Genomic DNA, 21,624 nt, shown 5'->3' on the forward strand with positions numbered 1-21,624 from the left:
ACCCCCTCAGCCTGGGACCCCACCTGACGGGTTGTTGAGAAATCCCGAGGCATCGCCGATGATGTTTTTTGCTAGGGCAGCATTTTGTTCAGCAACGTGTTGTTCTAGATGCCGGTGCTTTTGCTGGAGCGAGAAGAAAGCTTCGAAATGATCTCTGGCATTTCTCTCCATTTTCACGCCCACCACCCAGCCAGTCAGGCAAAAGAAAACAAAATAGAAAATTGCCGGAAAAAAATAAACACCCAGTGTATTGAACGCAGCTTCCTGAACAATCAAGGCTGCAAACAGCGCGGATATAAAAACCCGCAGTGGCCCCGTTTGTAAATTGGCAATACCGAATACAAAAGAGATAACCAGCATCACTCCTACGAAATAATATTCATAGTTAAGCGGCGCAGGCGTTATTACCATCATGGCCATAATGCCAAAGCCACTCAGGATGCTGATAGTCAGCAAGATTAGGCTTGCTGTTTTTTCATGACGAAAATGACTGGTCCAGGAAAAGACAAGCGCGGCAAGTAAAACAGGTACGGCCAGAAAACGAATCAGCAATACGGACTGAAATATATTTTCAGTAAATACAGTCGGGTAATGCTTTCTTACATAAAAGTCCCAATATGCAAATGCTGTCCAGGTTGCAAGTGCAATCAGCAGACCCGCTCTACGACCCCATAAATGAGTGGCCGCGTACTCCGCCATAAAACTTTTTTCTTTATCTTCAGAAAACGGTTCGGGTTTGGCAAAGGTAATCGCCAAAGCGTTAGCCAGTCGCGCAAAATGTGAAGTGCTCATGGGAGATCTCCTGCAGTTTTGACATTGAATCAAAGCGTTTGCAGTCATCGCGACATCCGTCTTGAGGCACGGTGTCGCGTTAAAACAGCAAACCAGCGCGGGAGATCAAAAAGGAACCGGCTTGGGTCCGGTTCTTTTTCTTGTTGGTGCTTGGGTGATAGCCGACTGAAAAATGATTGCCAAGAACAAATAGTCCCGGCGAGGGGACACCCAGACGAGCGGATGCCCCCAGCCCTGATTTACTGCGCAGTCAGCGCCTCAATCTCGTCCATCGCGTGGTTCATGCGGCGAATCACCGCGCGATAGGGCTCCGGTGAAGCCAGATCCACGCCAGCGCGCTTGACGATCTCGTACGGATCGGCCGATCCGCCAGACTTGAGCATGGTGAAGTAACGATCGCGAAGCGCCAGATCACCCTTCTCGATTCCTTCAGCAAAGTACGCCGCTGCGCTGATGGACGTCGCGTACTGGTACACATAGAAGTCGTTATAGAAGTGCGGGACAAACTCCCACTCCGAGCCATACAGATCATCAATGTGCATCGCGCCTTGCGCATCGCCCTGGTAACGTTTCAAAAGGTCCAGGTAGATCTTGCTGAAATCAGAGCCAGACAGTGCCTTGTCTTGTTCCAGTGCCTCGTGTGCTTTGTATTCGAACTCGGCAAACATGGCCTGGCGGAAGAACGTTGCACGCAGCAACTCCAGTTCCTGGTTCAGCGCAAACACCTTCTCTGCCCTGGTTTTGGCATTGGCGGCAACGTAATCGGCCAGCAGCATTTCGTTGGTGGTCGACGGAATTTCCGCGACAAAAAGCGAATAATCCGCCGTCGGGAACGGCTGCGCGGCATTGGCCAGCACCGAGTGCATGGCGTGCCCCCATTCATGCGCAACGGTCGACATGCTTTCGTAGTCGCCATTGAAAGTCATCAGCACAAACGGATGTACGTCATACGCAGCGCCATTCATATATGCGCCAGAGCGCTTGCCACGTTGCGGCTGGGCGTGCATCCAGCTTTTGCCAAATGAGGTCGCCAGCGTATTCACGTAGTCCTGCCCCAGCGGGGCCACAGCCTTGAGCGTCGTGGCTTCGGCCTGGGCCAGCGTGTAGCTCGGTGACTTGCTGGTCAGCGGCACATACACATCCGGGTACCCGGCTTGCTTTAGTCCCAGCAAACGCGTGCGCAGTTTAAAGTAACGATGCAGCGTCGGCAGGCCAGCATTGGTTTCAGCAATCAGCGTTTTGTAGACGGCATCCGGCGTGTTTTCGCTGGCCAGCTTCATGTCCAGCACGCTGGAGTAATGACGGGCGTTGGCCTTGAAGATTTCACCGCGGATATGCGCAGCGTAGCTGGCGCCGAGCGTGCGCTCGTACGCCTTGAACAAGGTCCAGAACACTTTGAAAACTTGCTGGCGAACCTTGGGATCCTTATCAGTGCGCAGCAGGGTGTAGGTTTCCTGATCCAGCGTCCAGGTCTTGCCACGCACGGTGATCTTCGGGAATGGCATGTCTGCGTTGGTCAGCAGGTTGAACACATCGTGCGGGCCTTCCAGCGGGCGTTGGGCAGCGGCCAGCAAGGCTTCTGAGCTGGCATCCAGCGTATGCGATGTCAGGCGCAATACATTGCGGATGAAGTACGAAAACTGGCCCAAAGCAGGCTCTTGCGTGAGCCATGCGTTGATCTTCTCTGCGCCAATGGCAGAGATTTCCGGATTGATAAACGAAGTGGTCTCATCCATCTGCGCATCCACCGAAAACGCCTGTTGTGCGTGCGACTGGGCGACGTCATCCAGGGTATTGGCATCGGCTTGCAGGCTGGCGTAGATCTCCATGCGCCACAAACGACGACGCAGGTCGAACATCTCTTGCAGTGCGGCAGCAAGGCTTTGCGGGTCTTTACCCAGCGTGCCCTGACGGGCTTTGAGCTTTGGGAATTCGGCCACAATGGCCAGGCGTTCGGCGTCCCACGCGGCAGTGGTCGGGTACAGCGGGGTCAGATCCCACACAGCGGGCGGGTTGGTCGGGGCGGCGGCTGCTGCGGTTTGCGTGCTGGAAGTTGCAGCAGCTGAGGCAAAAGCGGTGGAAAGCAACGCCACAGCCAGCGTGGCGGCAAGAACGGTCATCTTCATAAGTGGACGGACTCTGGATAAGGGTCGGAACTTGCAGCAACACCGGGTGCGGTGCCGTGCGGCAAAAAGCCGGTCGATTTTGCCTGAGCCTGCTGCAATGCACTCACTTGCCGGTCATGAGCGTGTCATATTCGTCATACGGCGATTGCCGGTGGAATAAAACATCCGCGCCGGACGTTGCACAGTCACCGTCTGGTAAAGCCTGGTCTCGTCTGCCAGGCTTGAGAGGCCGTCAAAAATACAATCGTCCGCTGCGCAAATCTGCCGGCCCGCCTACCCGGCTGACCAGTCTTGCCACATACACAAGAGGACACGGGCCATGATCCCGAATGCTCGTCGCTTAAGCCAATTTTCCACGCAACCCCTGCTTCGCCTGCTGACTGGCGTAACGCTCCTTGCCCTTGTTGCGGGCTGCGCCTCCGTCACCGCCAACAGCACCCAGTACGTCGGCGCCCCACGGCCCCCTGCAACAGACCCGGCCAATGTGCAGATTCTGCGCGCCGAACCCACGCGCTCCTTTGATCGTCTCGGTGAAATCAATATCGAAGCTTCGACCGATCCTGCTCCACCCGTACAGGACATTGAAGCCAGGGTACGCACGGAAGGTGCCCGGCTGGGTGCTGACGCCGTGGTGGTCGTCCTGGATCGCATTGAACCCACCGGCGTGTGGGTGTCCGGCCCGTGGTGGGGGCGCAGCATCGACACCATTACCGGTCGCAAATTGATTGGTGTGGCCATCAAATACCAATGAAAACCCACGGGTGGATGCATGCAAGCATCCACCCGCTACCAACGCCCTCCCCATCCCACGCTAACCCACGTAAAATCACCTTCATACCCCGCCCTTTTCCCGGATAAGGCACTCACCGCGCATGCGGATACTGCACACCTCAGACTGGCATCTTGGCCAGCACTTCATGGGCAAGACCCGCCAGACAGAACACCAGGCATTGATCGACTGGTTACTGGCGCAGGTGACCGAACACCAGATCGACGCCGTCCTGATTGCTGGCGACATATTTGATACCGGCGCACCGCCCAGTTACGCGCGTGAGTTGTATAGCAGTCTGATCGTGCGCCTTCATGATCTGGACGCACATCTGGTGATCCTGGCGGGCAACCATGACTCCGTCGCCACCCTGGCAGAAAGCAAAACCCTGCTGGCGCGACTGGGTACAAGTGTGGTGCCGGGTGTGGCAGACCATCTGGATGATCAGGTGCTGGTGCTGCGCCAGCGTGATGGCACACCGGGCGCGCTCGTCTGCGCCATCCCGTACATCCGCCCGCGTGAGGTACTGCAAAGCCAGGCTGGCCAGAGTGCCGATGAAAAGCAACAAAACCTGCAGGACGCCATCCACCAGTTGTATCGGCAAACATACGATCAAGCCGTGCAAACGCGCGCAGCGCTGGGCAAGGCGTTGCCCATTGTGGCTACCGGTCACCTGGCCGTCATTGGTGCCAGTGCCTCTGAATCTGTACGGGAAATCTATGTGGGCAGCCTGAAGGCTTACCCGGCTGATGCGTTCCCGCCTGCCGACTACATTGCCCTGGGCCATATCCACCGCCCGCAAGATTGTGGCCAGCCACATATTCGTTATTGCGGATCGCCCATCCCGCTGAGTTTTGACGAAGCCGGCCAGGCTAAACAGATGCTACTGGTTGATCTGGATGAAACCGGTCTGCGCCAGATTACGCCGCTGGCCATTCCCTGTTTCCAGCCGCTGGCCAGCGTACGCGGCAACCTGGCGGACCTGCCCGGTGTGATTGCCAAAGCGGCTGTGGCAGGCAGCACCGAAACCCCGGTCTGGCTTGAAGTCGTGATCACCGCAGACGACTACCTGAGCGACCTGCAGGCCCGCGTAGAAGAAATCTGCGCCGGTTTGCCGGTAGAAGTCTTGCGATTACGGCGGGAACGTAGCCAGAACGCGGCCAGTTTGCAAACCAGCGCGAAAGAAACGCTGGATGAACTCAGCCCGGATGACGTGTTTTCCCAGCGTATTTCAACGGAAACCCTGGAAGAACCGCTGCAGCAGCAATTGAGAACCCGTTACCAGCAAGTGCTGGCCGAATTGACGGGGCCTGACGCATGAAAATCCTCACGCTGCGGCTGAAAAACCTGAACTCGCTCAAGGGCGAATTCAAGATCGACTTCACCGATGAACCGTTCCGCCACAACGGACTATTTGCCATTACCGGCCCCACCGGCGCGGGTAAAACCACACTCCTTGATGCGTTGTGTCTGGCGTTGTACCACCAGACACCACGCATGGATGTCATCTCTGCCAAGACCAACGAGGTCATGACTCGCCACACCGCCGATTGCCTGGCCGAGGTGGAGTTTGAAGTCAAAGGCAAACGTTACCGCGCGTTCTGGAGCCAGCGCCGCTCCCGCGATAAACCTGACGGTGCACTCCAGGCGCCGGTGGTAGAGCTGGCCGATGCAGACGGCAACATCCTGGCCACGCGGATCAACGACAAACTGAAACTGACCGAGAGCATCACCGGCCTGGATTTTGGCCGCTTTACCAAATCCATGTTGCTGGCCCAGGGTGGTTTTGCCGCGTTTTTGCAAGCCGACGCCAATGAACGGGCCGCCCTGCTAGAGCAACTCACCGGCACAGAAGTCTATGGCTTGATCTCGCAACGCGTGTTTGAACACACGCGAGATGCACGCGTGGCGCTGGAACAACTCAAAGCCCGGGCCGAAGGCGTGGAACTGCTGAGCGATGCCGATCGGGAGCAACTGGCCGCCCGCGCTGCAGAACTGGCTGCGCAAGAACACACCTTCAACCAGCAGCGCGATCAGATTCATCTCCAGCGCCAATGGCTGGATCAGGTCCAGCAAGCCACTCAGCAACAAGCCAGTGCGCATCAGGCTCAGCAAGATGCGGAAACCGCGTTATATGACGCGCGTGAAGACCTGGCTCGCCTTGCCGCCGCAGCACCTGCATTCAACCTGCGCCCGATGCATATGGCGTTGACCGGTGCCACGCAGACCCTGGCCCAGACTACGCAAACCTTGCAGACCACCACCCTGGCGCATGCCGATACGGTGATCGAGCAACACACTTGGCGCTGGCACGCGACGCAACGTGCAGCGCAGCTGGCACGTGCCAGTCAGGCGGCACTCACCAGCATCGAGCAACAACACGCTGCGCTGGCAGCAGACCAGGCGCAGCATCCGCAGCACGTGCAACTGGTTGCACACCTGACGGGTTGGCACGCACAACTGGCCCATCGCCAGCAATTGCGCACAGAGATCACAGAACAGGAAACGCGGCTGCAAAGATTTGTCACCACTTTGCAGGGGCTGGAACAAGAACTGCAACAGCGCAGCCAGGCATCTGCAGCCGCCCAGGTAGAACACACACAACTGGCCGACGGGCTGCAGCAAACCCAGGATGCGCTGGCGACATGCCTTGCGGGCCAGACAGAGCCCGCGTTGCGCCAGCAGTGGCAGCAACTGGAAAACCTGCGCGCGCACGCAGAGCGGCTGGAGCAACTGGCCGCCAATCGCGCCAGATTGCAGGGTGAGACAGCCCGCATCGATGAAACACAAGTCCGGCTGACCGAACAAACCCAAACACTGACCCAGCAACGTGATGGGCTGCGCACCCGCTTTCTGGACATCAAACAGCAAGTTGGCGACAAACAAAAACTGCTGGAACAAGAACAGCGGATTCAAGACCTGACCGCCCTGCGCGCGCAATTGCAACCGGGCGAAGCCTGCCCCTTGTGTGGTGCCACGGAGCACCCCGCGGTGGCGCACTACGCCGCACTGGATGTCTCTGCCACACGCCAGGCACTGAGCGACAAGCAGGCCGAACAGGAACAGATTGAAGAACAAGGCCGCAGGCTCTCTACTGACCTTGCCACGCTGGCCGAACGCAGCACTCAGGCCAGCGCGCGCCGGGAAGCCATCGCACAGGAAACCGCACAGCTGGATGCAGAATGGCAACGCAGTGCCAGCCGGTTTGTCCCACTGCCTGCAGATAGCAGCGCTCTGCCCGTACTGAAGGCGGACTTGACCCAGCAACTGGCACAGATCAGCCAGCGTCTGGCCCAGTTTGACCAATTGAATACGCAACTGGGTGCGCAACGAGATGCACTCGCCCGGCATGATCAGTCAGCACAGGCACTAGCGCAGCACATCGCTGTTTTGCAGCAGCGCGTACAAAACGGTCAGGCCCAGATCAAAGAGGCTCAGGCTGGCCTGGAAACGCTGCTGTTCCGTCTGGGCGAAACCGAAACGACATTCCAGCAACAGCTGTCCGCACTGGGGTATGACTTACCTGCCGTTGAAGACACCGCAAACTGGCTGAGCGCGCGTGAAGAGGAATCAACCCGGTGGCAAAACGCCGCCGCCCGGCTACAAGCGCTGGAACGGGAGCAACTGGCTGCCCGCAGCCGCTTGCAGCACGCACTGGCCGAAGCCACACAATGGCAACAAAGTTGGGACGACAGTCAGCAACCCGCGCAAGCCGACTTGCCCGATGCGCCAGACCCGCAAGCTGAACTGGCCGCCGCCGCACAGCAACTGGATCAATCCCGCCAGCGTGCCAACGCGCTGGCCGGCCAGATAGAGACGCTGACGGCCCAGCAAAACGCGCAAACGTCAGCCCAGACGCAAGCCAGGGCAGACTGGCAGCAAGCGCTCGCGGCCAGCCCGTTTACCGATGACGCCGCCTGGCAAGCTGCCGTACTGGATGACGCCACCCACCAACGGCTGCAAACACTGAAACAACAACTGGACAAAACACTCACCGAAGCCGCCGCACTCTATACCAGCGCCGCCCGCCAGTTGGCCCAACTGAACGCTCAGCCGCAAACCACGCTCAGTGCCGTTGAACTGGAAAACCATTGGCAAAACGTGCTGGCGCAAATCAAGCTGCTGGCGCAGCAACAAGGCGAAATCCACGCGCAACTGCAGGGTGACGCCCAGCGACGGCAGAATCAGCAGGCATTGTTTGGACAGATCAGCGCGCAACAGACTGAATATGACGTCTGGCAACATCTCAATGGTTTGATCGGTTCTGCAGATGGCGCAAAGTATCGCCGCTTTGCCCAAGGCCTGACGCTAGATCACCTGATCCACCTGGCTAATCGCCAACTGGCTCGATTGCACGGGCGTTATCAACTGGTGCGCAAACCGGGTGGCGAACTGGAAATGGCCATCATCGATAGCTGGCAAGGCGATGTCGTACGCGATACCCGCACGCTCTCGGGTGGCGAAAGTTTCCTCGTTAGCCTGGCGCTAGCCCTCGCGCTCTCTGACCTCGTTAGCCACAAGACGTCCATTGACTCGCTCTTCCTGGATGAAGGCTTTGGCACGCTGGATGGCGAAACACTGGACATGGCACTCGATGCCCTCGACAGCCTGAACGCCACCGGCAAAATGATTGGTGTCATCAGCCACGTCGAAGCGCTTAAAGAGCGTATTCCGGTTCAGATCCGTATTGGCAAAGGCCATGGCTTTGGCTATTCGGGTATCGAGACAGGCTTGTATCGGCGTTAGGCATGATCTGGCCGCGGGCGGATATATAATCGTCATATCGCCGCTCTGCGCCAGGAGGCGTGGCATGCCACACGACACCCCCGGTGCCCCCAGAAAACAGCTGTCGCCGCATATTCTGCCGACAGCGTGCACCATGATTGGCGTTTGCACGACGCTGATTGGTCTGGTGAAAGTGGCAGAAGGCCATATCGGGCCCAGCCAGGTCGATGAATACACCTCGCTGGATATGCTGCTGTTTCTGGCCAGCGCCATGCTGTCTTATTGTTCCATTCGCCGGTCTGACACTTCCCGCCTGGGCGCACGGCTCGAACGCTGGGCAGATCAATGCTTTATGGCCGGCCTGATCGGTCTGGCGCTGATCGCCCTCTTCTTTGCTTATGAACTGATCTAACCACATGAGCCAGATTAGTTGGCCATTAGCCGATAAGTACTCTGCTGGTTAACCACTCGCCGCTTCACTTGTTTGATCTCGGCCAGCATGACTTTCAACTGATCCATAGCCAATTGTTCGTCCTCATTGAGCTTGAGTTGCGGCTCAAGGTGCTTGATCAGCACTTCAAGCGCATCGCCCATGCGCCCAAGCTGCTTGCCATAACTGGCCACGTCTTCCAGCACCGTAGCTTCTACCTGCGGGTTGGATGAATTACCCAGGTTGATATTCACCAATCCAAACTGACCACCCATGACCTTCAAATACGCATTCCACGGGTTGATTGCCTGCGTCACCGCGCCAGAAAACGGCAAATTGAGCGGCAGATTGAATGTTGCCATGTTGATCTCCATTTAAATTGGTCCAGACTGATCCAACATAGCCGCTTGCCCCTGCTGCCGCGCCCGAACGCAACCGTGCGCAAGCCAGGCGGCAAAACTACCGGCCCACTCCTGGTCAACGCTACACACCACCGGGCCGTTACCTTTTCACAGCCTTGCCATCAAAAGTGATCGCCATGAAGTTTGCCTTTGCCATCCTGCCCGCGTTGTTGTTCTGTACCCTGTGCTACGCCGCAGACAATGACGCACCCAATATTCAGGTTGGCGACACTTGGCAGTACCAGGACACCACCGAAACCGCCAGCGGCAGCAATCAGACAACCAAGCAGATCACCGTCACCCGCGTGGCAGCCGGCAACATCGAATACACCCTGCAGCAGAACAACACCACCCAGACTCGCACCGCACAAGCCGACTGGGGACGCATACAAACCGTGAACGGCCAGGACCGCGTAATAGACCGCCCACTGTTCTTCCCGGTTGAACACGGCCAAAGCTGGAACCTGCACTCCGCTGGCCCGGTTTCAGATAAAGGCACCGCCATAGAAGTACGGGACGAACAATACAACGTGGATGGCGTAGAAATGGTCAACGTCCCCGCAGGCCGCTTCAAGACATTCCGCGTCGAAGCCCAAGCCCAATGGACCATTGAGCCGGGCCACATTCAAGGCCACAGCACCCGCACGCTCTGGTACGCGCCAGATGCCAAACGCTGGGTAAAAGCGGAAGAAACCACCTATGACGCCAAGGATTTGCAACGGGCGCATGTAACTGAAGAGTTGATGTCGCTAAAAGTGGCGCCGTGACCAGACCACGCCAGCATCTGCGACAAAAAAGCCGCCTTGCTGGGCGGCTTTTTCGTTGTGGATCAAACAAGCTGGACTGGTCCGATTTGGCACCTGGTTTATGCCGGATGGGCGGGTTCGGTTGAAACGACACGGCACATGAGGAGAAAAAGAAAAAGCCGCATAAAGCGGCTTTTTCTTTTAAACGCAAATCATCAATCCCAGCTCAGCGCCCCACCCGTTTGATATTCCGTCACGCGGGTTTCGAAGAAGTTCTTTTCCTTCTTCAGGTCGATCATCTCGCTCATCCACGGGAACGGGTTGTTCACGCCCGGGAACATGGCTTCCAGACCAATCTGTTGCAGACGACGGTTGGCGATAAAGCGCAGGTATTCCTTGAATTGCGATGCGTTCAGGCCCAGCACGCCGCGCGGCATGGTGTCTTCGGCGTAGGCGTATTCCAGTTCAACGGCTTGCTTGAAGAGGTCATAGATTTCGTTTTTGAAATCTTCAGTCCACAGTTGCGGATTTTCTTGCTTGATGGTGTTGATCAGGTCGATGCCGAAATTGCAGTGCATGGACTCGTCACGCAGGATGTACTGGTACTGTTCTGCGGCACCGGTCATTTTGTTCTGGCGGCCCAGCGCCAGAATTTGCACAAAGCCAACGTAGAAGAACAGGCCTTCCATGATGCAGGCAAAGACGATGATGGAGCGCAGCAGTTGCTGGTCGGTCAGTTGGGTGCCGGTTTTGAATTCCGGGTCAGTCAGGACATCAATGAACGGGATCAGGAATTGATCCTTGTCACGGATGGATTTGATTTCCTGATAGGCGTTGAAGACTTCGCCTTCTTCCAGGCCCAGGCTTTCCACGATGTATTGGTAGGCGTGGGTGTGAATGGCTTCATCAAAGGCCTGGCGCAGCAAGAACTGGCGGCATTCCGGGCTGGTGATCTGACGGTACGTACCCAGTACGATGTTGTTGGCCGCGAGCGAGTCTGCGGTCACAAAGAAGCCGAGGTTACGCTTGACGATGCGGCGCTCATCTTCGGTCAGGCCGTTGGGGCTCTTCCACAGTTCGATGTCGCGCTGCATGTTCACTTCTTGCGGCATCCAGTGGTTGGCACATTGGGCCAGATACTTTTCCCAAGCCCACTTGTGCTTGAACGGGACCAGCTGGTTGACGTCGGTGGTGCCGTTGATCACGCGCTTGTCCGCAGCCCGAACACGGTTGCTGGTGGCAGCAGCCGGAGCAGCGGCGCCTTGTGCTGCAGGAGCGGCCGATTGGGCGGGCTTGGGGGTGATGATGTCGTCGTCAAAACTCAGCATGGGTCTGCTTTCCTCTTTTACAAATTTTCAAAAATGTTTCTGTTGCAGCCGGCAAGCCGGTTGCGCCTTCGGGGCCTGACACAAGTCAGGCGCTTATGCCAGATCGTGCAGGGTTACTGTGGCTGCACGGCCTGAGATGCCGAAGCGTCCAGCGGCTGCGGCAAACGGATCTGGATATTGCTGGTGTCTGGTACACCCCACATCACCTTGATGTGGTTGAAGTCTCGCTGGTGCGCGTCTTTCAATGTGGCGGTCGGTTGAAAGTTCACTTCAACATGTACGTCGCCGAGGTACACCACATCACCGGCTTTCACGTCAAAACCCTGGTTCAGCGGCAGGCGGCCAATACGGCGGCTCATGTCCATGCCCGGGTTGCCCCAGCGCGTCCATGTATCCGTCATGGTGTAGTGGCCCGGCGGCAGGGTCAGCAGTTGTAGCTGGCCAGTGGTATCCGGCATGTCGCCTGCATCACGGATGTAGTTGTTAGTACTGGCAAAAAACTCTTTACGGCCCCACGGCCCTTCCACCACAACGCTGGTCACCGTGGTGTCGTGATCCAGGCTGTTGAAGGTCACGGCCAGGATGCCATAGGCCTGACCTGGCGGCGGAATCATTGCCCCGGCGGTGGTCAGTTGCGGCCTTGCCGCACAAGCACTCAACAGCCCGATACAACACAGCAACATGAAGCGCTGGAGCATGGCATGGCCTCTGGGCATACCTGTGACAGGTATTGGACTCTTGTTCTGGTGGATTGTTGCCCCGTCTGGCTTATGGACCAACAGCCCGGCCTGACGGCCGGGCTGTGACGGGTATTACTGTTACTGGCAAGCCTCGCACTCTTCAAAGCCAGGATCACCCGGACGCAGGTAGCATGCGGCGCCTTCGGCTTCTGGCATGGCGGCTACTGCGGCGGCGGCAGTCGACGCAGCGGGTGCAGCGCTGCCTGCCATCGATGCGGCAGACAAGCCACCATCAACCGGCACAGCGTTCAACTCGCCACCACGGCCGGTGGACTTTTCTGCACTGGTTGCAGCCAGCGTACGCAGATAGTAGGTGGTCTTCAGGCCACGCAGCCATGCGTGCTTGTACAGTTCATCCAGCTTCTTGCCCGATGCGCCGGCCATGTAGATGTTCAGGCTTTGGGCCTGGTCAATCCACTTCTGACGGCGGCTGGCGGCTTCAACCAGCCACTTCGGGTCCATTTCGAACGCAGTGGCGTATTGTTCACGCAGGTCGGCCGGAATACGGTCGATGCGGGAAACCGAGCCATCGAAGTACTTGAGGTCGGAGATCATGACTTCATCCCACAGGCCGCGTTCTTTCAGGTCGTGCACCAGGTGTTCGTTGATAACGGTGAACTCGCCAGACAGGTTCGATTTCACGAACAGGTTCTGGTAGGTCGGCTCGATCGAGGCATCCACGCCAACAATGTTGGAAATAGTTGCGGTCGGCGCGATCGCCAGGCAGTTGCTGTTACGCATGCCGTAGGTCGCGATACGCTCACGCAGCGGTGCCCAATCCAGCTTGCTGCTGGTATCGACTTCCAGATAGCCACCGCGCTCTTCGGCCAGCAAAGCGTTGGAGTCTTGCGGCAGGATGCCACGATCCCACAGGCTGCCCTTGTAGCTTGGGTAGGTGCCACGCTCTTGCGCCAGTTCGGTCGAGGCCCAGTAGGCGTGATAAGCGATGACTTCCATCGATTCATCAGCAAATTGCACGGCTGCATCAGATGCGTACGGAATACGCAGCATGTGCAGCGCGTCCTGGAACGCCATCAAGCCCATGCCCACCGGGCGATGCTTCAGGTTGGATGTGCGTGCCTTGCGTACGGCGTAGTAGTTGATGTCGATCACGTTATCGAGCATGCGCATGGCGGTCTTGACCGTACGACCAATCTTGTCGGCATCCAGCTTGCCGTCCTTGATATGGTTGATCAGGTTCACCGAGCCCAGGTTACATACGGCGATTTCGTTATCGTTGGTGTTCAGCGTGATTTCGGTACACAGGTTAGAACTGTGAACGACGCCAACATGGTTCTGCGGGCTGCGGATGTTGCTCGGATCCTTGAAGGTCACCCATGGGTGGCCGGTTTCGAACAGCATGGTCAACATCTTGCGCCACAGGGTCAGCGCCGGCAGCTTCTTGGCCACGCGCATTTCGCCACGGGCCGCTTTCTCTTCGTAACGGGTGTAGGCCTCTTCGAACTTCTTGCCGTACAGATCGTGCAGGTCCGGTGCTTCAGACGGGCTGAAGAGGGTCCAGTCAGCACCTTCCATCACGCGCTTCATGAACAGGTCAGGAATCCAGTTGGCGGTGTTCATGTCGTGGGTACGACGACGATCATCACCCGTGTTCTTGCGCAGTTCCAGGAATTCTTCGATGTCGGCGTGCCAGGTTTCCAGGTACGCGCAGACGGCGCCCTTGCGCTTGCCACCCTGGTTCACGGCCACAGCGGTATCGTTGACCACTTTCAGGAACGGCACCACGCCTTGCGACTTGCCGTTGGTGCCCTTGATGTGGCTGCCCAGCGAACGCACCGGCGTCCAGTCATTGCCCAGACCGCCCGCAAACTTGGACAGCAACGCGTTTTCTTTCAGGGCTTCGTAGATGCCATCCAGATCATCGGCCACGGTGGTCAGGTAGCAGCTGGAGAGCTGGCTGCGACGGGTACCGGAGTTAAACAGCGTCGGGGTGCTGGACATGAAGTCAAACGTCGACAGCACGTTGTAGAACTCGATGGCGCGGGCTTCGCGATCCACTTCATTCAGCGACAAGCCCATGGCCACGCGCATGAAGAACACCTGCGGCAGTTCAATGCGGGTGCCATGCACGTGCAGGAAATAACGGTCGTACAGGGTTTGCAGACCCAGATAACCAAACTGGTAGTCACGCTCATGCTTGAGCGCAGCGCCCAGGCGGGCCAGATCGAACTGGCCGAGTTTTTCGTCCAGCAGTTCGTTCTCGATGCCCTTCTTGATCAGCATCGGGAAGGCTTCGGCGTAACGGGTCGCCATTTCTTCGTGGCTGGCTTCTTCACCCAGCACTTCACGACGGGCTACATCCAGCAACAGACGGGCCGTCACAAAGCTGTAGGCCGGGTCGATTTCAATGCGGCCACGGGCGGCCAGAATGGCGGACTTGTGGACTTCAGCGACCGGCACGCCGTCGTACAGGTTCTTCAGCGTTTCAGCGAGGATGGTCTCCTGGCTGGTGATCTTCTCGAAGCCCTGGCAAGACGAAGCAATCAGCGCTTTCAGGCGCGCGACATCCAGTGCGCGGCGGCTGCCGTCTTCCAGCGTGACGTTCACAACGGCGTGCTGTTGCTGTGTGACTTCGTGGCTTTCAGTATGGGAAGCACGCTCTGCCTTGCGCTGTTCGCGGTACAGCACGTAAGCACGGGCGATGTCATGTTCGCCAGAACGCATCAGGGCCAGTTCAACCTGATCCTGAATGTCTTCAATATGAATAGCGCCACCTTCGGGCTTGCGACGCATCAGCGCGCTGACCACTTGCTCGGTCAGGGCTTCCACGCGCTCACGCACAGCAGCGCTAGCCGCGGCCTGATTCCCGTGAACAGCGATGTACGCCTTGGTCACGGCAACCGTGATCTTGGACGGCTCGAACGGCACCACACCACCATTACGGCGGATGGTTTTATACAGTTCGTATCGGCTCTGTTCGTTGTTGATCGGGGTATCTACGGCTTCGGTCATGCGGCTTCCTGTGGTGCTATCCAGTGTGGCGTACATTTGGGTGTGTTCCCTCTGGCCAGGTGTTAAATCTGGCCGCATTTCTTCACAAATCAAGGACTTGAAAAGACAGGCGGCCGAATGTGGATAAGTCTGTGAATAAATTGTGAAGAACCACTACATCTTGTGGTCCTTAGGTGGGTTCGGCACAAATACTAGGGGAAGGTGGGCCGCTAGCGCAACCGGAAAAAGATGTGTTAAGGACGACGAACGGACACAAAAATGTCATGGTTTTCGCGCAAGCCTTTATTCATGCGGCATAGCGGGGAGGTGTACTTCGTTGCAATTTGAGGACAGTCTGACGAAAGTCACCATATGATGTTGTAAATGGGTATCTGCCTGACTGAAAAACACAAGATGTTGTGTTGCGACATGGTGCAATGCACCAGCGATTTGCCCCATTTTGTACCAGGTGATGGGTTTACTCTTTGATCGACTGCGTCAGCGTAAAACCGAAGAAATAGCAGCGAAAATTACGCAGACAAAAAAAGCGGACCGAAGTCCGCTTTTTTTCAATTGTGAATACCCCCGCCCTGCCACCACCGTGGGAGCCAGACCCGGGGAAGATCACATCTGATTAATGCTTAGTGATGATGGCCGTGTTCGCCATGCACATGGCCGTGGGCAACTTCTTCATCGCTGGCTTCGCGCACGTCGGTCACCTTGCCCACAAAGCGGATGGTCACGCCAGCGAACGGGTGGTTAGCGTCAACGGTAACTTCGTTGCCGTTGATTTCGGTCACGCGGAACAACATGACATCACCAGTGGCAGGATCATCGGCTTCAAACATCATGCCGGCTTCCACTTCCATCGGGAATACGTCTTTGGTTTCTTTGCGCACCAGTTCCGGCTCGTACTCACCAAAGGCGTCGTCCGGTGCCATGGTCACGTCAATGGAATCACCGGTGGTCTTGCCATGCAGCGCTTCTTCTACCAGCGGCAGAATGTTGTCGTAACCGCCGTGCAGGTAAACGATGGGGTGTTCGGTTTTGTCGAGCAGCTTGCCTTCGGTATCGAACATCTCATAGTTCAGCGTTACAACCGTATCTTTGGCGATTTGCATCGGGTTTATCCTAACTGTTTAACAAGTGAAAGTATTTCCGCCGCGTGCCCTTTGGGCAGCACGTGGTAGAACGCGTGACGGATTACGCCCTGCCTGTCGATCACGAAGGTAGAGCGTTCAATGGCATATTTTATCATGCCCGCCGCCATGGTTTCTTTTAAAACATGGTAAAGACGGCTGACTTCACCTTCGGCATCAGATAACAGTCCGAACTCAATGCCGTGTTCATCCTGAAATGCCTCGTGCGAGAGGCAATCATCCAGGCTTACGCCCAGCACAACGGTCCCCAGTGCCCTGAACGTTTCCGCCCGGTCTGAAAACTCCACTGCTTCTGTAATGCCGCCTGGCGAGTGGTCTCTGCTAAAGAAATAGAGCACCACATGATGCCGCCCGTGGTAATCCGATAACCGGATCTGCTGCATGCTGGCATCGTGTAAAGCAAAGTCAGGCGCAATTTCCCCGTTTTTGAGCATGCCGGCTCCTTCGCATGGTGGGATAATAAAGGCCGTGTTTTTCTACTGTTATAGCCAAGTCAATGAACAAACAACTCCTCGGTGGACTGACCGCTGCGCAATTTCTGGCCGAATACTGGCAAAAACAGCCATTGCTGATCCGTAATGCCTGGCAAGATTTTCCGGAGCTGATCGATCTACCCAGGTTGATTGGTCTGGCGCAACAAGACGACGTGGAATCGCGCCTGATCGAATACCGCAACGATCGCTGGAAGCTTGAGCGTGGTCCTTTCCGCCCCAGCCGGTTCGAGCGCCTGCCCGAAACCGACTGGACCATGCTGGTCCAGAACGTCAATCATCACGTCCCCCATATTGCTGATCTCTTGTATGAGTTCAACTTTCTGCCCTACACGCGCCTGGATGATCTGATGATCTCTTATGCGCCGCCAGGCGGTACGGTCGGTCCGCACTACGACTCTTATGACGTGTTTTTGTTGCAGGTTGGCGGAAAAAAACGCTGGCAGATTTCCAGCGATGATGCCGGCAACTTTGTCGAAGACGCGCCCATCCGCGTACTGAAAGATTTCAACTCGGAACAAGAGTGGATTCTGGATCACGGCGACATGCTCTATCTACCGCCCAAATACGCCCATTACGGCGTGGCGCTAGAGCCAGGCATGACTTATTCAATTGGTTTCAGGGCGCCGACAGAACAGGAAATCGTCGGTAAATTCCTGGAATACCTGCAGGACGAATTGCGCTTGTCAGGCATTTACGGTGACCCCGAACGCGCGCCGACGGATCGCCCTGGCGAAATTGATCTGGCATTTGTGGGCAAGATTGAAACCATGCTCAAGCAATTGACATGGACCGAGGGCGATGTGCGCAAATTCATCGGTCGTTATTTCACCGAACCCAAAGCGCATGTGTTTTATACCCCGCCTGATGACCCCATGGACTTCGAAGACTTTGCCGAACAAGTGGCTGAGCACGGTGTCCACCTGGACCTGAAATCGCAAATGTTGTACGAGGGGAATCAGGTTTTTATCAACGGCGAAGAGCTGGAAGTCACCCCTGCAGCGCTGGAAACCCTGCGCCAACTGGCCGATGTGCGCCGTTTGCCCGCAGCCAGCTATGATGACGACATTCTCGAAGCCCTTTATACCTGCTACGACTACGGGTACCTGCATGCCGGCAAAATTTGATACGTACAAAGATTATCGGGAGCAAACACTCATGCTGCTGCAAAGTGCGCGTGAGGGCCTGATCATGTACGAACACGACTTCAGTGCCTGCGGTTTTTCAGACCGCGCGGTAGCTCAGGCACTGAATGACTTGCTGGTCCGCAACCCTGCCGCGCAGGTGCGCCTGCTGGCGCGTTCAGCGGATTACATCGCCGCACAATGCCCACTGCTACTGCAATTAGCTAATGTGCAGAGCCAAAGATTCACCCTTCATTTAGCCAATACGGATATGCCAACGTTGTTAACGCCATTTATTCTGGCTGATATGCAACGATTTGTAAGACGTTGTCACTTTGATTGGGCGAAAGGCGAGACGGATGATGACGCACAGGAGGTAACACGCCTGCGTCAAGCCTTTGATCTTGCATGGGAATGTTCTATACCGTCATCAGACTGGCGCAGGCTTGATTTATAAGGATTTGACGATTGTTGTAAAAATCTCTACGTGCCGCAGTTTGGTGCGCCAGGGACGCTACCCTTTTATTCAAATCGTGCTAGAATTCCGCCCGTCGGTCGTCAGTGATGTAACTGGTTTCCAAATAGCCATCGATCAACGGTCGATAGCCAAACAACTGCTGTATTGAAATTTACTTGTCCAACCCATTCTGCTAAAGGTAAGAAGAATGAAACAGTCTCTGCTCGTTGCTGCCCTGCTGGCCCTGGCCCTCACCGCTTGCGGCAAGAAAGATGAAGCCCCTGCTGCTGACGCTTCCGCTCCGGCTGCTGAAGCTTCCGCTCCGGCCGCTTCCGACGCTGCTGCTGCTCCGGCTTCCGACGCTGCTGCCGCTTCTGACGCTGCTGCTGCTCCGGCTGCTTCCGATGCTGCTGCTTCGGACGCTTCCGCTGCCAAGTAATTCTCGGCGCGCAAGCAAAAAAGCCGACCGCAAGGTCGGCTTTTTGTTTTTCTGCCGTCCACAATCGTCAGCCTCAGCCTGACGTGAGCGTCCTGTCATCCACCTGGTTGCTTTGGCAAAAACCGGCAACCCGGATATTGTTCCCGCCAGATATTGCATGACCACACAAATCATCATTCCCCGCTGGATTATCCCGGTTGAACCGCAAGCCACGGTGCTGACTGACCACGCGCTGGTACTCCAGAATCAAAAGATCAAAGCCGTCCTGCCCGTATCCCAAGCCTTGCAACAGCACCCGGATGCCGAGCGCCGCCACTTGCCACAACATGCGTTGCTGCCTGGCCTGATCAATCTGCACGCGCATTCCGCCATGACCTTGCTGCGCGGCTACGCGGATGATCTGGCCCTGATGACCTGGCTGAACGACCACATCTGGCCCGCTGAAGGCAAGTTCGTCTCTGACGAATTTGTCTTTGATGGCACGCAATTGGCGATTGCTGAAATGATCGCTGGTGGTACCACCTGCGCCAACGATATGTATTTCCACCATGGCGCAGTAGCTCGTGCTGCTCTGGGCAGCGAATTTCGCATGATGGTGGGCTGCTCCATTCTGGAGTTTCCTACACCGTATGCCAGCGATGCCGACGACTACACCCGCAAAGCCATTGCCTGCATGGACGAATTTACGGGCGAGCAACTCGTCGGCTTTACCCTTGCGCCGCACGCCCCGTACACCGTCAGCGACGAGACGTTCAGCAAGATCATCGTGCTGGCCAACCAACTCGATGTGGGCATTCATTGCCACATCCACGAGACCCAGGACGAGATCGCCAGCAGCCTCAAAGAACATGGCGTACGTCCGCTGGAACGCCTGGCGCGACTGGGTTTACTGAGTAACCAGTTGATTGCGGCACATATGGTGCATACCACTACGGAAGAGATCGCCCTGCTGGCCAGGCATGGTGTCAACGTCTCGCACAACCCCGCCTCCAATCTGAAACTGGCATCAGGCCTGGCGCGGATTGCCGATCAGGTGGCCGGCGGCATCAACGTCGGCATTGGCACCGATGGCGCCGCCAGCAATAACAAACTCGATATGTTTGCCGAGATGCGTCTTGCCGCCCTGCTGGCCAAGGGCCAGAGCGGCAATCCGGAGGCGCTGCCCGCTTGGCAGGCCCTGGAAATGGCTACACTCAATGGTGCAAAGGCACTGGGCTGGCAGGATCGAATCGGGAGCCTGGTGGCGGGTAAAGAGGCGGACATGATCGCGGTGGATCTCTCTCTCGCCGGCACACAGCCGTGCTACGATCCGGTATCCCATCTGGTTTACGCAGCGGATCGCAATCAAGTCAGCCATGTCTGGATTGCCGGCCGCGAAGTCTATACCCAAGGCCACCACGCCAGTCTTGATCATCAGGAAGTGCTGACCCGCGCCCGCCGCTGGCAAGCACGCATGCAAGGACAAACAGCATGACCGAACACCAGGCCCAACCGGATCACGCCCCCGAGCACGAACATGTGCTGAATGCGGATGCTGCCGAGATCGCCAAATTTTCCGCCCTGGCCCACAAATGGTGGGACAAAACCAGCGAGTTCAAACCGCTGCACGATATCAATCCGTTGCGCCTGGGTTTCATAGAAGAAAACGCGGGACTGACTGGCAAGCGCGTCCTGGATGTCGGGTGCGGTGGCGGTATTCTGGCCGAAGGCATGGCCGCCAGCGGTGCGCAAGTGACCGGCATTGACCTGGCGGACAAATCACTCAAGATCGCCAAGCTGCATTTACACGAATCCGGCCTGTCTGTTGAATACCGCAAGGTGCCCGTCGAAGATCTGGCCGCTGAAGCACCGGCTTCGTTCGATGTCGTGACGTGCATGGAAATGCTGGAGCACGTGCCCTCGCCTGCCAGCGTCATTGAAGCCTGCGCACGCCTCGTCAAACCGGGCGGTTGGGTGTTTTTCTCTACGCTGAACCGTAATGCCAAGAGCTACGCGCTGGCCGTACTGGGTGCGGAGTACATCATGGGCATGCTGCCGCGCGGTACCCATGACTACGCCAAGTTCATCAAACCCTCAGAACTCGGCCGCATGACCCGCACCAGCGGGCTGGATACCGTGAGCCTGACCGGTATGACGTATAACCCGCTCAGCAAGGTGTACAAGCTAGGCCAGGATACCGATGTGAACTACATGGTGGCCTGCCGCAAACCGCTGTAACCAGCGATACCTCTCAATCCGAACCTTGACGACATGACCGAACCTGCACGCGCCGTTTTGTTTGATCTGGATGGCACCCTTGCCGATACCGCACTGGACCTGGGCGCAGCACTCAACCTGCTGCTGGCTGAAGAGGGCATGCCGCCACAGCCCTATCAGGCCATCCGGCCAATTGCATCACATGGTGCCCGCGGCTTGATTGGTCTTGGTTTTGGTATCACCCCACAGCAGCCGGATCAGTTCACCGCCCTGCGCGATCGTTTTCTGGCCCACTACGCACTCCATCTGGCCGATAGCACCGTCTTGTTTGATGGGGTTAGTCCACTGATTGAGGCGATCGTCCAGCGCGGCTGGCGCTGGGGCATTGTTACCAACAAACCTGCGCGGTTTACCGACCCACTGGTCGCCCGCTTGCCATTACCGTTTACACCTGGCGTGGTGGTCTCGGGGGACACGGTGGGCGTCCCCAAGCCAGACCCCAAGCCGATGTACCACGCTGCGGAAGCCTTGGGCGTTGACCCCGCTCACTGCATTTACGTGGGCGATGCAGAGCGCGATATTGAGGCTGGCCGCCGCGTAGGCATGACGACGGTATTGGCCAGCTATGGCTATATCGCCGATTCGGATCAGCCTGACACATGGGGCGCCGATCTAACCATCAGCCACCCACTCGACTTGCTGGCACATCTGCCTGCATAAAATGCCTGGGTATCCAGAAACAAGCAAA

General features: G+C 57.0%; 19 protein-coding genes. 11 read left to right on the plus strand and 8 right to left on the minus strand.

Annotation, left to right across the window (positions count from 1 at the left end; genetic code table 11):
* Window positions 1-6: 6 nt before the first annotated feature.
* Window positions 7-792 carry a hypothetical protein gene (locus IEX44_RS03125; RefSeq protein WP_188688665.1) on the minus strand — a complete coding sequence of 262 codons (786 nt, stop codon included), beginning with the start codon at window positions 790-792 and terminating at the stop codon, window positions 7-9.
* Window positions 793-1,031: 239 nt separating this feature from the next.
* A complete protein-coding gene (pepF, locus tag IEX44_RS03130; RefSeq protein ID WP_188688667.1) occupies window positions 1,032-2,918 on the minus strand; it encodes an oligoendopeptidase F in 1,887 nt (628 codons plus the stop codon).
* A 319-nt stretch (window positions 2,919-3,237) separates the two neighbouring features.
* On the opposite strand from pepF, the gene IEX44_RS03135 reads away from it, so the two are divergent.
* The 4 genes from IEX44_RS03135 to IEX44_RS03150 all read left to right on the plus strand — a co-directional run bounded on the left by IEX44_RS03135 (window position 3,238) and on the right by IEX44_RS03150 (window position 8,824).
* Entirely contained in the window at window positions 3,238-3,669 is a 432-nt protein-coding gene (locus tag IEX44_RS03135; protein ID WP_229678713.1) for a hypothetical protein, read from the plus strand.
* Between the two features lie 121 nt (window positions 3,670-3,790).
* Window positions 3,791-5,008 carry an exonuclease subunit SbcD gene (gene sbcD / locus IEX44_RS03140; protein WP_188688671.1) on the plus strand — a complete coding sequence of 406 codons (1,218 nt, stop codon included), beginning with the start codon at window positions 3,791-3,793 and terminating at the stop codon, window positions 5,006-5,008.
* Complete coding sequence (locus IEX44_RS03145) at window positions 5,005-8,433, plus strand: AAA family ATPase (protein WP_188688673.1); 3,429 nt, start codon at window positions 5,005-5,007, stop codon at window positions 8,431-8,433. Before sbcD ends, IEX44_RS03145 begins: the two co-directional genes overlap by 4 nt.
* A gap of 64 nt (window positions 8,434-8,497) precedes the next feature.
* Complete coding sequence (locus tag IEX44_RS03150) at window positions 8,498-8,824, plus strand: hypothetical protein (RefSeq protein ID WP_188688677.1); 327 nt, start codon at window positions 8,498-8,500, stop codon at window positions 8,822-8,824.
* 14 nt (window positions 8,825-8,838) lie between these two features.
* Here IEX44_RS03150 and IEX44_RS03155 read toward each other — a convergent pair whose 3' ends face one another.
* Window positions 8,839-9,204, minus strand: coding sequence for a hypothetical protein (locus IEX44_RS03155; protein ID WP_188688679.1), 366 nt, complete (start codon window positions 9,202-9,204; stop codon window positions 8,839-8,841).
* Between the two features lie 176 nt (window positions 9,205-9,380).
* Here IEX44_RS03155 and IEX44_RS03160 point away from each other — a divergent pair, with 176 nt between their 5' ends.
* Window positions 9,381-10,010, plus strand: a complete 630-nt coding sequence (locus tag IEX44_RS03160) for a hypothetical protein (protein WP_188688682.1) — start codon at window positions 9,381-9,383, stop codon at window positions 10,008-10,010.
* Window positions 10,011-10,204: 194 nt separating this feature from the next.
* On the opposite strand, the gene IEX44_RS03165 is transcribed toward IEX44_RS03160, so the two are convergent.
* The 5 genes from IEX44_RS03165 to IEX44_RS03185 all read right to left on the minus strand — a co-directional run bounded on the left by IEX44_RS03165 (window position 10,205) and on the right by IEX44_RS03185 (window position 16,603).
* On the minus strand, window positions 10,205-11,317 hold the full coding sequence (locus IEX44_RS03165; protein ID WP_188688684.1) for a ribonucleotide-diphosphate reductase subunit beta: 1,113 nt from the start codon (window positions 11,315-11,317) through the stop codon (window positions 10,205-10,207).
* Window positions 11,318-11,430: 113 nt separating this feature from the next.
* Complete coding sequence (locus tag IEX44_RS03170) at window positions 11,431-12,015, minus strand: hypothetical protein (protein WP_188688687.1); 585 nt, start codon at window positions 12,013-12,015, stop codon at window positions 11,431-11,433.
* A 120-nt stretch (window positions 12,016-12,135) separates the two neighbouring features.
* A complete protein-coding gene (locus IEX44_RS03175; protein ID WP_229678714.1) occupies window positions 12,136-15,030 on the minus strand; it encodes a ribonucleoside-diphosphate reductase subunit alpha in 2,895 nt (964 codons plus the stop codon).
* Between the two features lie 620 nt (window positions 15,031-15,650).
* Window positions 15,651-16,130 (minus strand): FKBP-type peptidyl-prolyl cis-trans isomerase, encoded by a 480-nt coding sequence (locus IEX44_RS03180; RefSeq protein ID WP_188688694.1) that lies wholly within the window; start codon window positions 16,128-16,130, stop codon window positions 15,651-15,653.
* Between the two features lie 5 nt (window positions 16,131-16,135).
* Window positions 16,136-16,603, minus strand: coding sequence for a peroxiredoxin (locus tag IEX44_RS03185; protein ID WP_188688697.1), 468 nt, complete (start codon window positions 16,601-16,603; stop codon window positions 16,136-16,138).
* A 62-nt stretch (window positions 16,604-16,665) separates the two neighbouring features.
* On the opposite strand from IEX44_RS03185, the gene IEX44_RS03190 reads away from it, so the two are divergent.
* From IEX44_RS03190 to IEX44_RS03215, 6 genes are all read left to right on the plus strand, one after another.
* Window positions 16,666-17,787 carry a cupin domain-containing protein gene (locus tag IEX44_RS03190; protein ID WP_188688699.1) on the plus strand — a complete coding sequence of 374 codons (1,122 nt, stop codon included), beginning with the start codon at window positions 16,666-16,668 and terminating at the stop codon, window positions 17,785-17,787.
* Entirely contained in the window at window positions 17,771-18,241 is a 471-nt protein-coding gene (locus IEX44_RS03195) for a DUF7931 domain-containing protein (RefSeq protein ID WP_229678715.1), read from the plus strand. The genes IEX44_RS03190 and IEX44_RS03195 overlap by 17 nt, the downstream gene beginning before the upstream one ends.
* Before the next feature lie 208 nt (window positions 18,242-18,449).
* The gene (locus IEX44_RS03200; protein ID WP_188688704.1) at window positions 18,450-18,680 is read left to right on the plus strand and encodes a hypothetical protein; all 231 of its coding nucleotides are present in this window, start codon (window positions 18,450-18,452) and stop codon (window positions 18,678-18,680) included.
* Window positions 18,681-18,837: 157 nt separating this feature from the next.
* Window positions 18,838-20,154 (plus strand): TRZ/ATZ family hydrolase, encoded by a 1,317-nt coding sequence (locus tag IEX44_RS03205; protein ID WP_188688706.1) that lies wholly within the window; start codon window positions 18,838-18,840, stop codon window positions 20,152-20,154.
* A complete protein-coding gene (gene ubiG, locus IEX44_RS03210) occupies window positions 20,151-20,897 on the plus strand; it encodes a bifunctional 2-polyprenyl-6-hydroxyphenol methylase/3-demethylubiquinol 3-O-methyltransferase UbiG (protein ID WP_188688710.1) in 747 nt (248 codons plus the stop codon). Before IEX44_RS03205 ends, ubiG begins: the two co-directional genes overlap by 4 nt.
* A 33-nt stretch (window positions 20,898-20,930) precedes the next feature.
* Window positions 20,931-21,596, plus strand: a complete 666-nt coding sequence (locus IEX44_RS03215; protein WP_188688713.1) for an HAD family hydrolase — start codon at window positions 20,931-20,933, stop codon at window positions 21,594-21,596.
* Window positions 21,597-21,624 lie beyond the last annotated feature (28 nt).

The organism is Silvimonas amylolytica, assembly GCF_014645555.1.
Lineage (GTDB): Bacteria > Pseudomonadota > Gammaproteobacteria > Burkholderiales > Chitinibacteraceae > Silvimonas > Silvimonas amylolytica.

Excerpts from the sequence above, each read along its gene's own strand:
- IEX44_RS03125 (WP_188688665.1), bottom strand. The coding sequence starts at position 792 with ATGAGCACTTCACATTTTGCGCGACTGGCTAACGCTTTGGCGATTACC.
- pepF (WP_188688667.1), bottom strand. The coding sequence starts at position 2,918 with ATGAAGATGACCGTTCTTGCCGCCACGCTGGCTGTGGCGTTGCTTTCC.
- IEX44_RS03135 (WP_229678713.1), top strand. The coding sequence starts at position 3,238 with ATGATCCCGAATGCTCGTCGCTTAAGCCAATTTTCCACGCAACCCCTG.
- sbcD (WP_188688671.1), top strand. The coding sequence starts at position 3,791 with ATGCGGATACTGCACACCTCAGACTGGCATCTTGGCCAGCACTTCATG.
- IEX44_RS03145 (WP_188688673.1), top strand. The coding sequence starts at position 5,005 with ATGAAAATCCTCACGCTGCGGCTGAAAAACCTGAACTCGCTCAAGGGC.
- IEX44_RS03150 (WP_188688677.1), top strand. The coding sequence starts at position 8,498 with ATGCCACACGACACCCCCGGTGCCCCCAGAAAACAGCTGTCGCCGCAT.
- IEX44_RS03155 (WP_188688679.1), bottom strand. The coding sequence starts at position 9,204 with ATGGCAACATTCAATCTGCCGCTCAATTTGCCGTTTTCTGGCGCGGTG.
- IEX44_RS03160 (WP_188688682.1), top strand. The coding sequence starts at position 9,381 with ATGAAGTTTGCCTTTGCCATCCTGCCCGCGTTGTTGTTCTGTACCCTG.
- IEX44_RS03165 (WP_188688684.1), bottom strand. The coding sequence starts at position 11,317 with ATGCTGAGTTTTGACGACGACATCATCACCCCCAAGCCCGCCCAATCG.
- IEX44_RS03170 (WP_188688687.1), bottom strand. The coding sequence starts at position 12,015 with ATGCTCCAGCGCTTCATGTTGCTGTGTTGTATCGGGCTGTTGAGTGCT.
- IEX44_RS03175 (WP_229678714.1), bottom strand. The coding sequence starts at position 15,030 with ATGACCGAAGCCGTAGATACCCCGATCAACAACGAACAGAGCCGATAC.
- IEX44_RS03180 (WP_188688694.1), bottom strand. The coding sequence starts at position 16,130 with ATGCAAATCGCCAAAGATACGGTTGTAACGCTGAACTATGAGATGTTC.
- IEX44_RS03185 (WP_188688697.1), bottom strand. The coding sequence starts at position 16,603 with ATGCTCAAAAACGGGGAAATTGCGCCTGACTTTGCTTTACACGATGCC.
- IEX44_RS03190 (WP_188688699.1), top strand. The coding sequence starts at position 16,666 with ATGAACAAACAACTCCTCGGTGGACTGACCGCTGCGCAATTTCTGGCC.
- IEX44_RS03195 (WP_229678715.1), top strand. The coding sequence starts at position 17,771 with ATGCCGGCAAAATTTGATACGTACAAAGATTATCGGGAGCAAACACTC.
- IEX44_RS03200 (WP_188688704.1), top strand. The coding sequence starts at position 18,450 with ATGAAACAGTCTCTGCTCGTTGCTGCCCTGCTGGCCCTGGCCCTCACC.
- IEX44_RS03205 (WP_188688706.1), top strand. The coding sequence starts at position 18,838 with ATGACCACACAAATCATCATTCCCCGCTGGATTATCCCGGTTGAACCG.
- ubiG (WP_188688710.1), top strand. The coding sequence starts at position 20,151 with ATGACCGAACACCAGGCCCAACCGGATCACGCCCCCGAGCACGAACAT.
- IEX44_RS03215 (WP_188688713.1), top strand. The coding sequence starts at position 20,931 with ATGACCGAACCTGCACGCGCCGTTTTGTTTGATCTGGATGGCACCCTT.